The sequence below is a fragment of the uncultured Microbulbifer sp. genome, from assembly GCF_913055755.1.
Taxonomy (GTDB): Bacteria; Pseudomonadota; Gammaproteobacteria; order Pseudomonadales; family Cellvibrionaceae; genus Microbulbifer.
Map to the genome: position 1 here is coordinate 37,815 of NZ_CAJXKH010000007.1, position 13,412 is coordinate 51,226.

Annotated in this window: 5 protein-coding genes; all 5 read right to left on the reverse strand. The window is 54.7% G+C overall.

The window, feature by feature from the left end:
* Window positions 1-26 precede the first annotated feature (26 nt).
* The 5 genes from QZ511_RS02840 to tkt all read right to left on the reverse strand — a co-directional run bounded on the left by QZ511_RS02840 (window position 27) and on the right by tkt (window position 13,160).
* The gene (locus QZ511_RS02840) at window positions 27-533 is read right to left on the reverse strand and encodes a hypothetical protein (protein ID WP_295798638.1); all 507 of its coding nucleotides are present in this window, start codon (window positions 531-533) and stop codon (window positions 27-29) included.
* Window position 534: 1 nt separating this feature from the next.
* Entirely contained in the window at window positions 535-9,216 is an 8,682-nt protein-coding gene (locus QZ511_RS02845) for an RHS repeat-associated core domain-containing protein (protein ID WP_295798640.1), read from the reverse strand.
* Between the two features lie 208 nt (window positions 9,217-9,424).
* Complete coding sequence (locus QZ511_RS02850; RefSeq protein WP_295798644.1) at window positions 9,425-9,901, reverse strand: DTW domain-containing protein; 477 nt, start codon at window positions 9,899-9,901, stop codon at window positions 9,425-9,427.
* A gap of 10 nt (window positions 9,902-9,911) precedes the next feature.
* Window positions 9,912-10,940 carry a type I glyceraldehyde-3-phosphate dehydrogenase gene (gap, locus tag QZ511_RS02855; protein ID WP_295798648.1) on the reverse strand — a complete coding sequence of 343 codons (1,029 nt, stop codon included), beginning with the start codon at window positions 10,938-10,940 and terminating at the stop codon, window positions 9,912-9,914.
* Between the two features lie 219 nt (window positions 10,941-11,159).
* Complete coding sequence (gene tkt / locus QZ511_RS02860) at window positions 11,160-13,160, reverse strand: transketolase (RefSeq protein ID WP_295798651.1); 2,001 nt, start codon at window positions 13,158-13,160, stop codon at window positions 11,160-11,162.
* Window positions 13,161-13,412 lie beyond the last annotated feature (252 nt).

Genomic DNA, 13,412 nt, shown 5'->3' on the forward strand with positions numbered 1-13,412 from the left:
AGCTTTCATTACTCTGCCCAGAAGAGTTATACCAATTTCGGCGGCCAACAAATCGTTAAAATATGTTTTTCTGGCTTTAGGAAATTCAACTCCATCTCAAGATGAGGAACGACTAAGCTAGTAATTAGTATTTTATAACCAGTTTTCAGTGTAATAACAGCATACGAATAGCCATCCCAAGGAAACCACTGTATTAGACCAGAATCTCGTGCCTTAGAAATTGCTATTTCGACCTTTGAAATGTCATTTTTCGAATACAAGTCAGTGATACCGCCATGTTCAATCTTTACCTGACCGCTATAAAACCCAATCGACACCCCACGACTTAAAACCAAATAACGAGCATGAATAGCCATATGAGGAATGAAAACTACAAGAAAAGCAACGGTTGCAGCCGACATCGCAAACCTAAGACTTTCTGCTCCAAATCTAGCATCAAAAACCAAAGGAATAATTAAAAAGACGCTTCCATAGATAAACAGTGGCCAAACATGACTAAATTGATTCATTCCATTTAGAGAGAATATTCTCATCTTACCTATCCCCTCCAAATAAATTATTTAAATTTAACTCTCGGCCAAAAGTAACCAATTCGGCACCATTGCCTCGCTCTATGACTTGATCCATTTTTCGCACTTCTTGGCGAACAACTCTTGCACCAGGAACAATAGCATGATCGTAGAGTTTCTCACCCCCGAAAAATCCAAGTCCTACGACAGCAGCCCAGCCACCACTTCCCACAACAGCCAAACCAATTGCAATAGTATTTCCTGTGTGTCGATATACATATCGGCCAGTGGATAACTCGCCAGTTCTGAACTGGTACGCATCGGTAGATATATTTACTGCTGTTAGAACATAACCTGCGCCACCGGCAGCCTGGGATATTCTAACTAATTTTAGCTGCCCTTCTTTAGCTGCCTTTACAAGTTCGGCTGAATCAAATTGGTTACCGTAATAATGCAAAGAACGAACTCGATCACCATCCAAAAGAACTTGATTTGACTCCTGAAGCATCTTAGCTTCCGCGGTGCCAAGGGCAATGAGACTACTGCTCACAGTCAAACCCTCTTGGGCTCCACTAGCAGTTTCGCGCGACAAGATCCCAAGGTGCTTCTCTTCGCTACTCTGCCCACTGGCAACACTATTAGCGCCATTTCTGTCCGTACGTTCACGAGGTGAATTTACCGCAACCGCACCGATTTTTCCCCCACCATTGCCGTTACCTTTTAGGTAAACAACTATGGTTCCATCACTCAGCGTGACCGCAACCCCGCCGCACCTACTGGAATTGCAATTGTCTATTTGCGATTGCACATCCCGTGCTGTTTCATCGCTCACCGAGATATTGGTTTCTGGTAAGTTGACCAAATACCCCGTCGGATCCGTATACCTCAACGGATTATTCATAACATAAGAATACGGATTATACGCCTGACTATTCTCCGGCATCGAGATAAACGGGTCCACCGACAGGAACCGGCCCAGATTGTAATCATAAGCCCGCCCATTCATATGAATCAGCTCCACCCCATCCAGGTGCTCGTGATCGGTAAAGCCCCTTTTGGTGGTAGCGCGCCCCAGCAGGCCGCCATTGCTGTCATCCTCACGGAGATCCCGCGCCTTGCCGAACGGATCGAAACCGCGGCGTTCCTTGATTGCACCCGCGATATCGCTGACGCTCTCGATAGAACCGAGGTGATCTTTGTGCAGGAACTCCCAACCGGTGAACTCTGCCGAGCCATTCAGCGTCTGCGTACGATACTGGGCAAAATCGCCGACCGCGGTGCGCTCCACAACCGTGGTATTGCCCCCCTGCACGGTCTGCTCGTACTCGTAGGCACCCAGGTAGTAGCGGGTGGTCGTGGCGCTGCCGTTGGTCGCGACCTGCTTGTAGCGGCTGTTGTCGGAACCGTAGTAGAAGGTCGCACTGTTGCCGTTGCTGTGGCTGATGGACCTGGGTTTGTTATTGACACCGTAACTGATGCTTCGGAGCCCATCGGCCGTGAGGTTGCCGTTCAGGTCGTATGCATAGGATCTGGTTGACAGATCTTTAAGCTGGACCTGAGTGACCGCATTGGGGCCGGCATTACCCGTGGATCGACTGGCATCACCATACTGGTACGCACTGAGGCTGCCGCTGGAAAAGTCGGTCTTGTACAGCAGGTTGCCGGCGGCGTCGTAGTCGTAATCAACCGTGCTGTGCAGGGTTGTCGGCACATATCCGTTCCAGCTGCGACTGGACTGGGTAAGGCGGTGCAAATTGTCGTAGGTGAAGCTTTCCTCTACCCCTGCAATGGCATTTTCCCTGTGATTCAGATTCCCGTAGCTATCGTACTCGTCGTAAATCAGCTTGGATTTCGAACAGTTGCCAATCAGGCTACTGACGCAACGCTGTTCGATCAGGCCGGCGGCGTTGTAATTAGTCTCCTCGATCAACGCATTGGCAAAGCTTTGCTGGAGGATTGCCTCGGTGGCACTGCGGTTATCCACACTGCGCAGTTTGATACCGGCAGCGAAATCCCAGTCCTCAGCCACACGCCCAGTTTCGTCGTAACGCGTTTCAACGATGGTGCCGCCGGGATAGCTCAGCCCTTTAATGCGACCGTAATTCGTATCCCAGGCAGTTTTCTGGACGAAGACACGGCCGTCAATCTGGGTGGTGCGGGCGATCTCGCGCTGCAGACTGTCGTATTCGTATATACGCTCAAAGGCAGGATTTGTGCTGGATCCGGTGTATTCCCGATCTAGCGTGCCGTAGGCGCTCGCATCAAACTGGAAGTGATGCGCGGCATCGGACCCCGGGTACTGATGCCTCAATCGTCCGAGGGCATCGTAGTTGAACGTAGTAACCTGGCTTTTTGCATCTTTCTGCCAGCGCAGCTCGCCGAGCGCGTTGTAGGAAAACTGCCAGTTGCCCATATTCGGGTCACTGAGGCCAAGTTTGTGCCCGAAGCCGTTGTAGGTCGCGGTTATAGCGTTACCGGCAACGTCCTGAATCATGGCGACATTGCCCAGGGCGTCGTAGCGGAAATAGGTATGCTGCCCCTTGGCATCCTGATGATACAGGGGCTGGCCCAGCACACTGCTGCGGCTTGCCATCATCAGTACCGGGCCAAGCGCATTCGGGGTAACAGTGATATCGGTGCCCAGGCCACTGTAGTCGTAAGCCACATCATAACTGATGGGCAGGCGCTGCACCGTTTTGGCGATGGGACGATTGAGCCCATCGAACTCGGTGAAGTCGACGATACCGTAGCCGTTTGTGGCACTGACGTAGTGGGGATCGGCCACTTGTGTGACCCGGCCCCGGCTATCATAACTCTGCCACTGAACGATGGTACCGTTGGCACCTTCGGTCTCACGGTAAACCTCTCGGCCCAACACATCGTAATAGCTCACGTTCAACGGAGCGCCGGCCTGGGCAGCAATTTCGAAGTAAACTGCCTTGCGGCTGGTGGCAGCGACCGGGCAGCCGGCACTGCACAACTGACGCGACAGCTTCTGTACAGGCACACCGGGGGCGTCGCTTTCGATCAGTTGGCCGAAGTGATCGTACTGGTTGGTGGTGGTATGGCCGTTTGCATCGGTCTGCGTCAGCGGTTGACCAGTGCGCGTATCATAGGTGGCATCGTTGGCGGCCACCGTCAGACCCCAAGCGCTGTTGTAGGTTTTGGTTACAAAGTACCCATCCGTAGAGTAACCCATCCCGGTCCAGCGGCTGCCCTCAATCGCGGTGTTGCCGGCACCATTACTGGTGAGGGTAACCCTATCCAGCTGCTTGTATGGACCCGAGTAACGATTGGTGGTGATCAGGTTGAGCGACGTATCGCTGCTGGTCTTGGTCACCTTGGTAGGCTGGCGGGTGCTGGCGTCGGTGTATTCAAACGTTTTGGTAACGGTGACATCGGCCAGCGCGTCGTCCGGCAGTTGAGGCACAACGGTATAGGTGATCTGATTGCGCTCTGAGCTGCTGTCCAGCTTGAACCACCAGACAGATGTATCCAGGGTGAAGCTGTTGTCTTTGGTAACGGTTTTAGTCACATCACCGGCAGCATCGCTAACGGTCACCGTCTCGCCTGTGAGCAGCCCCAGGTAGTTATGCACTCGAGTGACCGACTCTGTGCTGATAGGGCTGCCATCCAGCTCGGACTTTTCTGTTGTCGAGGTTTCGGCGTAGACAAATTTGGTGGCGGCCAATTGACCCTCGACGGTTGTCAGATTATTGACCAAGGAACCTGTTGTAACCAGCTCTCCACTGCTGTTGCGCACCTTGGTTACCTGGGTGAGGACAGATCCGGATTGCGGGAATTCCTGCGCGAACGTTGTCACCACTTCCGCATAGGACTGGCTGTCGGAAGCGGAGGCGTATTTGCGCTCGGTGATCTCCCTGAAGCCCTGGTGCCCCCTTCCCTGTAGGTTGAACAGCGCATCCTTGTAACCGAACGTGGTTTTAGTCAGACCACCCAGGCCATCACTTGTGCGGTATTCCTTAACCGCATTGGAATTGGTGCTGCCATTGATATTGGGGAAAGGCTGCACGGTGCTGGTGACGGAGTAGAAATCATCATCACTGTGCAACATGGCGTAATCAAATTCGTGTTTTACGCCCAGGCCCGTGGTAACCGAGGAAACCTGATCGGTATTGCTGTTCTGGTTGTAGTAAACATAAATACCGGGTTGGTTGGCGTAGGGGCCGGTCATGGCGATATCCCCATTTAACTTACGCCCGAAACGGGTTACAAAATCCGCATAGCCGTCACCATTGTAATCAAAGATATTCAGGTCTGTGAGCGGGGCGATCACAGGAAGTGCGGTTTCATTTCCGTACGAGATGATTCCCTTGTCATCCTTATTACCAAATACGATCTTCCACGAATAGAGGTCCAACTTATCCTTAAGGTTGTCTACATCCCCGACACAGGGAATGGCGCAACCGTAGGGATAAACGATATCTCCCGGGATTACCAGGTCGGTTACACCATCCCTGTTATAATCCACCGTACGGATATAGCTGTGCAAAAATCTCGTAACGGGTGTGCCGGTTGACGGTATAACCGACGACTGCTGAAGTCTATCATTCCAACCTACAAAGTAATTTACCGAAGTCAGGTCCCCGCCGGTGTTAATCCGCAAGCGCCATTCAAAATCGCCCGCAACAAACTCCAAGACATCCAGCAAACCATCCTGATTCGCATCAAAATATACAGGCGTATAAGAATTACTTACCTGCACACCCGCATCATCAACACTGATCGACTGGAAATCATCGCCATCCCAATTGGTAGAAATGACAAGCGTCTTACTATCATTGTAATTGATTAGGCCTTCGTCCCGACCAAAAAGCTCTTGACGACCATCGCCGTCGAAATCGGTAATAACCAGAGGACTATCTATGGATAAAGAATCACTACTACCAAGATAAGTGAAGCTTCCATTCCCGCCACCCCGAAAAAACTTCAACGTGACACTGTATCGATCCGTTTGATACGTCGTAATGAGGTCCTGAATACCATCACCATTTAGATCCAAGGAGTATGCGGAGCAAGTACGAAACTTGTTCATCAACGGGTCATTAGGGTTATCATTGTATGGCCAGTCAATACACTCGGAATCAGCATTGCTCGCGATCGTTACAAATTGCTCTCCATCCCAACTTGCAAAGCGTATGCTGCTCCCCAACTGTGCATGATCCATCCTTCCATCACCATTAAAGTCAATTCCGCTATTGGAAAAACTTTCGGATTGATTGTAGCTCCCACCGTCCATTTTGCTCGCAAACGGCAATTTTTCCGCGCTACCAGTCGTCGACAATCTTACAAACCCGTCGTGCCCCTCGCTATAAACCAAATCCGGCGTTCCATCGCCATCGTAATCGAAATTGGCACCGATACCTTCATCCCAACCACTGAACACAGTGCTGGTAAAAGGCACAGCTTTGAGCGGCGTACTGGAAATCCCAGACTGCCAATTGTCCCACTCAAAATATGTTTCCTTGTAGCAGCGACGCTCTGTACCAGCACTATTCCAACCACACGGCGTTACCCCCTTCAGTTTGGAAAGCGTCGTATTTGGATGATAGGCGATCTCGTAATCCCGGACTCGAACACTACCAATATACGTCTGCACCAGTGTCAAGCGCTGATCGATCTTCTTACGACTGCCGTTACGGTAGCTCACCTGAATATCATCACGGGGCCCATAGCCGAAAAATACGCGACGGTTACCCAAAATATCACCGTTACCTGTGTAGTAGATATTGCGAAGGAGAGAATCTCCTTCGATTGCCAGGTATTCATAAGTAATGCTGTTGTTATGCAAATCCTGGCTTTTGCGCAACTTCCAGGTAATACGCACACCATTGCGCGTAATGAGACTGTTTGAGTGATTGCCGTAGTAGTCCACAGTGCCGTTGCTGTGCTCGGCGGTAAAGGAGGCTGAAGCCAGAGTGCCAGATTGCGTAACCTTCAGCTGCGGTTTGGTTTCCGGGTAGTAGACGGCACCACTAATACCATAACTACTACTGCTGTTCGCAAGCACCAGGCGTTCGCCGTTGAGGCAGAGCTTGTCTTCCGTATCGTCAGTGACACTGCCGCCGGTTCCTTCCAGGTCATAGATATCCGCACAACGGCTTATGGCGCCACCGGCTGCAATACTACCCCCCACTCCAAGCAAGCCATTTCCACCCGTACTGTTGTATTCGAGGCTGACCTTGGGCTGAAACCGCGCCCGGCCCGGAGGTAATACAAGGGGAATTGAAAGGTTGACAGAACCACCGTTTACCGCCACTCCCGGATTCAAATGACCGACAGTTGAGTCGTTTTCCGGAACCAGAAGTGCTGTCGGAGGGGCATCTGTAATATCCCCAATCACCCAGGGGGTGATATCGATCGATGCCCCACCCGTTGTGTAACAGGAAATTGAGGTATTACAGGCGGTCAGTTGATATTCCCAAGATTCTTCGGGCACAGTTTTGGTGAAGTTTTTACTTGTCGCACCGCCCTGATAAGCCGTGTTCCAAGTGCTGGTACCTACCTTGCGCTCTTTTAACGTCCACTCGGTAACCATTGTAGAAGACAAAAAATCTACTTCGTAACTATTCCGGGCTTTAACCGCACCGGGAACTGATAGAGAGACACTCTGTGGCAACCTGCGTGCATTGACGGCATTGCTGGCAGTGCTGGTAGTACAGGCCCAATCAAATTCGTTGCAAAATGAGACTTTGAAATACCAGTTTCCGTCCGTCAGGCCACTAGCTACGGCTGTTACCGATGTCACATGAGTGCCGGGGCTATGCTCTGCGAAACTTCCACTCGCCCCATTTCTGCTTAGTAGCTTGTAATATTTTCCACCTCCCGGGGCAGCACCGAAATTTGCCGTGATACTCTGGTTTGTTGTATTCGCTGGTACTACAGGCGCGGGAGGTGTCGCAGGTTTCAGTCGCACGTATCCGATACTGCTAGCCGTTGAATATGCGGAACAGGCCCAGCCGAACTCATTGCAGGCGCGGACTTTAAATGTCCAGTTACCGTCGACCAAACTACCCGGTGTACCGCTGGTCGAACTTGTACCGGTAATGGCATTGGCCCAGGAGCCAGCATCCAGGCGCTTTTGCAGATCGTAGTAGGAGACGGCACCACTCGGCTTGCTCCAGCTTACCGACAAGCTACCAGTGGTACTTGTGGATTCCGGATTAGGTGCAGCTGGAATAGTTGGTTTATAACGGACATAGTTTATGCCACTTGCAGGTGAATAACTTGAGCACGCCCAGCTATAGTCATTACAGGCGCGAACTCTGAAGGACCAATCCCCCTCGCCCAGCGACGACGGAGTTCCACTGATTGAACTTGTTCCGGTAATGGCATTGGACCAACTACCACCACCCAACCTTTTTTGAAGATCGTAATAGGCGACTGAACCGCTAGGCTTGGACCAGTTAACCGGTACACTACCGTTCGTACTCTGTGCTCCGGAGGACGGCGCTACGGGTGCGGACGGTTTAAACCGAACATACCCGACGCTGCTCACCGATGAATATGCAGAACAGGCCCAGCTGAACTCATTGCAGGCGCGGACTTTAAATGTCCAGTTACCTTCAGCCAAACTACCCGGCGTCCCGCTGGTCGCGCTTGTACCGGTAATCGCATTGGACCAGGAACCGGCATCCAGGCGCTTTTGCAGATCATAATAGGAGACAGTGCCACTCGGTTTACTCCAGCTTACAGGCACACTGCCGCTGGTATTGTGTGCTGCCGGGCTCGGCGCCGCCGGTGTTGATGGCGGGCGCCGCACATAATTAATACCGCTCCCCGCTGAATAACCGGAACACGCCCAGCTGTACCCGTTGCAGGCGCGAACCCTAAAGGTCCAGTTCCCATCGGTGAGAGACGGCGAACCATTTGTCGAAGAAGTACCAGTTATGGCATTGCTCCAGCTACCGCTACCCAAGCGTTTCTGCAGGTCGTAGTAGGTCACTGAACCACTGGGCTTGGACCAGCTTACTGGAACACTGCCGCTGGTGCTTTTTACTCCGGAAGACGGCGAAATTGGGGTAGAAGGCTTATAGCGGACGTAATTGATTCCGCTGGCGGGTGAATAGGTAGAACAGGTTCCACTGTACTCATCACAAGCGCGCACACGGAATGTCCAGTTTCCGTTACTCAAACCCGTCAGGGATTTACTCGTACCTGTTAAATCGCTGCCAGCAGATGTCCAGGAACCGCTCCCGAGACGCTTTTGCAGGTCGTAATCGCTCACAACGCCAGCGGGCTTACTCCAGGTGACATTGATAGCTCCATTAGTGCTTTTCGCACCAGAAGATGGCGCCGTTGGCCGACCGGGAGTACGGACTACCGAAACGTTGCCAGAATAAACCCAAGCGGTGCACCGAGTATTCTCAAATCCTAGACAGCGCTTGGCACGGTAACGATATACCGCTGTATAGCGATCTGAAACCGCTACAGAGCTGCCGCCAATGATAAAATTTGAAATACTCGAATAGCTGCCGCCGTCCTTTTGCTCCTGTAGCTCAATCCAGCCTTCCAGGTTCGTTTCCGGAGCAGAGTCAATAACAACCGAATAATTCCCGTCGTTATCGTTCGATGGGACTGAAACGCTTTTAACTGGAAGCAAGGTTCCACTTATGGGAACTGAATTAGCGATAGTGGAAACAACAAGAAACAAGAAACAAAATAAAAACTGATGAATTCGGTTCATCGATATTCCCTGCGGCATACCAGGTAAGAATTACCAAAGAAGATACCGGAACAGGGACAGGTCGACGCATTACACGCCATTACACGCAGTGTTTTGAGACTCGATTCACACAATATGCCCAACTCAAATGAACTAAACTGACTAACGTTACCGCAGGCAGCCCGGTTAATCTCGCACCTATAGCGGTTATTTCGCTGCGTCGCGCACGTTACATTTGAATATTAAATTTCAGAAAGGCTTCTTCAATTTTTCCCGCAAGTATTCTGTCTTCCTTCGCACGCAGGATTTCAATCACACACTCTGCGGTACACAGACCACCACTTTTCTGATTGCGCCGCAGGCGGTAGCTGGAGCCCTGCTCCGGCCGCAGATTTACCCGGGGGGCCGCTTTCAGATAGGGGCTGCGATTGAACATCTTGCGCGCTTCTTGCCAGGTGGCGTCCAGCAGGATGAAGTTGTCACACTCGGCGACCTCAATTTCTCTCCCCTCGGCCTCGGATAGCGGATACAACAATCCAGCCGCGCCACTTTCCACCATCTTGGCCAGCACCGGATCCGGGCTGGTGCGACTCCAGACGATACGCTGAACCAGCCCGTTAGCTCCTCCGGCCACAGAAAGTGCTAATGACCCGGTGTTGGTGCGCCTGTCGAGCTCGCGCTCGTGGGTCAGCAGAAATATCTTCACGGAAGCCGCTTCAAGCCATCAGCTGCCTGGCCACATCCAGCATGCGGTTGGCAAAACCCCATTCGTTGTCGAACCAGATCAGCACCTTGACCAGTTTGCCCCCGGCGACGCGGGTCTGGCTGGCGTCGACGGTGCCGGAGCGGGGATCGTGGTTGTAGTCGCAGGATGCCAGGGGTTCTTCGGTGTAGCCGAGCACGCCGGCGAACTGGTTGGCGGCGGCGGTTTTCAGCACGGAGTTCACTTCCGCCTGGGTGACGTTCCGTTTCAGTTGCACCGAGAGGTCGATGGCGGAGACGTTGACGGTGGGTACGCGCATAGCCTGGGCTTCGAATTTGCCAGCCATGTCCGGGAGTATGCGCTCGATACCGCGGGCGAGTCCGGTGTCCACGGGGATGATGGAGGAGATGGCGGAGCGGGTTTTGCGCAGGTCGGTGTGGTGGTAGGCGTCGTTCACCGGCTGGTCGTTCATGGCGGAATGAATGGTGGTGATGACGCCGGCTTCGATGCCGAAGGCTTTTTCCAGTGCAGCGATGACGGGCACGCTGCAGTTGGTGGTGCAGGAGGCGGCGGAGATGATGGTTTCGCTGCCGGTGAGCGTGGTGTCGTTGACGCCGTAGACGATGGTGGCGTCGACGTCGCGACTGGCGGGCTGTGAGAAGATGACTTTTTTCGCGCCGGCCTTCAGGTGCAGTTCGGCCCGCTCCCGTTCGCTGAAGCTGCCGGTGCATTCGAGCACGATGTCGACGCCGGTTTTGCGCCAGTCGAGGTCTTCCAGGTTCTGGTGGTGGGTGACGGCGATGCTGTCGTCGTTGACCTGCAGGCAGTCGTTATGCGCGGAGACCTGACCGTGGAAGCGGCCGTGGACGGTGTCGTATTTGGTGAGGTGCGCGATGGTGGCGCAGTCGGCCAGCTCGTTGATGGCGACGATCTGCAGCTGGTCGCGCAGACTGGATTCGTAGAGCGCGCGGAGCACGCTGCGGCCGATGCGGCCGTAGCCGTTGATGGCGATTCTTATCGGTGTGGGTATAGGTGCGGACATTTGTACCTCGGGCTTATTCCTCCACCCTCGGTCAGTGCGCTGTTCCCGTGCGGTGGCGGTCAGGCACGGGGCAAGGGTTTTTGGAACCGCGGTGAACCCATCCCTGGGCGCTGCGGCGCAAACATCCTGTTTGCGACGCTTCCGAAAACCCTTGCCCCGCACCTGCCCTGCGATTCTGACTGCTGCGCAACGTACGTCGTATCAGCAGTCAGCGCTTTGTTACTTCAGCAGTCCTTCAACCGCTTCCGCAACTTTCTCGGCGGTGATGCCGAACTCTTTCATCAGGTCACCGGCCGGTGCGGATTCACCGAAGGTTTCCATACCGATGATGGCGCCGTCAAAGCCGACGAACTTGTACCAGTAATCCTTGTGCGCAGCTTCTACCGCGACGCGGGCGCGCACGGCGGAAGGCAGTACGGATTCGCGGTAGTCGGCGCTCTGGGCGGAGAAGGCTTCGGCGCAGGGCATGGAGACCACGCGCACCTTGCGACCGGCGAGCTGGTCGGCGGCAGCTACGGCCAGTTCCACTTCGGAGCCGGTGGCGATGATGATGGCTTCCGGTTCACCGTCGCAGTCGCGCAGGATGTAACCACCCTTCTCTACGGCGGCCAGCTGTTCATCGCTGCGCGGCTGCGGGGCGAGACCCTGGCGACTGAAGATGAGGGCGCTGGGGCCGTCGTTGCGGGACACCGCCATTTTCCAGCTCACCGCGGATTCGGTGGCGTCGCAGGGGCGCCAGGTGTGCAGGTTCGGGGTGGAGCGCAGCGCGGTGAGCTGCTCTACCGGCTGGTGGGTGGGACCGTCTTCGCCGAGGCCGATGGAGTCGTGGGTGTAGACGAACACTACACGCTGCTTCATCAGTGCGGCCATGCGCACGGCGTTGCGGGCGTATTCCATGAACATCAGGAAGGTGGCGCCGTAGGGGACGAAACCACCGTGCAGGGCGATGCCGTTCATGATGGCGCTCATGCCGAATTCGCGCACGCCGTAGTAGACGTAGTTGCCGTCGGCGTCGTCGGCGCTCACGCCTTTGGATCCGGACCAGATGGTGAGGTTGGAGCCTGCGAGGTCGGCGGAGCCGCCGAGGAATTCTGGCAGCAGCGGGCCGTAGGCGTTGAGCGCATTCTGGCTCGCCTTGCGGGAGGCGATTTTCTCGCCGTCGGCCTGGCACTGTTTGATGTACTCGTCGGCCTTGGCGAGGAAGTCTGCCGGCAGCTCACCTTTGGTGCGGCGTACGAACTCGGCCGCCAGTTCCGGGTGCGCTTCCTTGTAGTCTTCGAAGATGTCGTTCCACTCTTCTTCCTGGGCCTCGCCCTTGGGGCGCGCGTCCCAGGCGTGGTACAGGTCTTCCGGGATTACGAAGGGCTCGTATTTCCAGCCCAGGGTCTCGCGTACCAGCGCGATCTCGTCGTCACCCAGCGGCGCGCCGTGACACTCTTCGCGGCCCTGCTTGTTGGGGGAGCCGAAGCCGATCACGGTCTTGCAGCAGATGATGGTGGGCTTGGAAGTTTCCGCGCGGGCTTCCTCGATCGCGGCCTTGATCGCCTGCGCGTCGTGGCCATCCACGCCCGGGATCACATGCCAGCCGTAGGATTCGAAGCGCTTCGGGGTGTCGTCGGTGAACCAGCCTTCCACTTCACCGTCAATGGAAATGCCGTTGTCGTCATAGAAGGCAATCAGCTTGCCGAGGCCCAGGGTACCCGCGAGGGAGCAGGCCTCGTGGGAGATGCCCTCCATCAGGCAGCCGTCGCCGAGGAAGGTGTAGGTGTGGTGATCCACCAGCTCGTAGCCTTCGCGGTTGAACTGGGCGGCCAGTACTTTTTCTGCCAGCGCCATGCCCACGGCGTTGGTGATGCCCTGGCCCAGCGGGCCGGTGGTGGTCTCCACGCCCGGCGCGTATCCGTATTCGGGATGGCCCGGGGTTTTGGAGTGCAGCTGGCGGAAGTTCTGCAGCTCGTGGATGGACAGGTCATAGCCTGTCAGGTGCAGCAGGGAATACAGCAGCATGGAACCGTGGCCATTGGACAGCACGAAGCGGTCGCGGTCCGCCCACTCGGGGTTGGCCGGATTGTGTTTCAGGTAGTCGTTCCACAGCACTTCGGCGATATCTGCCATACCCATGGGCGCGCCCGGGTGGCCGCTCTTGGCTTTCTGGACCGCGTCCATGGCGAGGGCGCGGATGGCGTTGGCCTTTTCTGTGCGAGACGGAGTAGAAGACATAGGGAGATTTCTCGGTTTGGGGATCTTCGGTTCATCAGATGCGCTGCGGGCCCGGCTCTGGCGGCCAGTTTTCCGCTACCTCGAGTTGCCGCTACCGGTGGCGACCGGGGACAAAACGGGGGCGTATTTTCCCGTAATCGGCCCGCCGGCGCAAAGGTCAGAGGAGCAAATAGCGGTCGCTGACAGCAACATTTTCCTAACAACCTGCAATCTGGCTACCTGAATGAACAATGGTTACAGCTGTATCAAAAA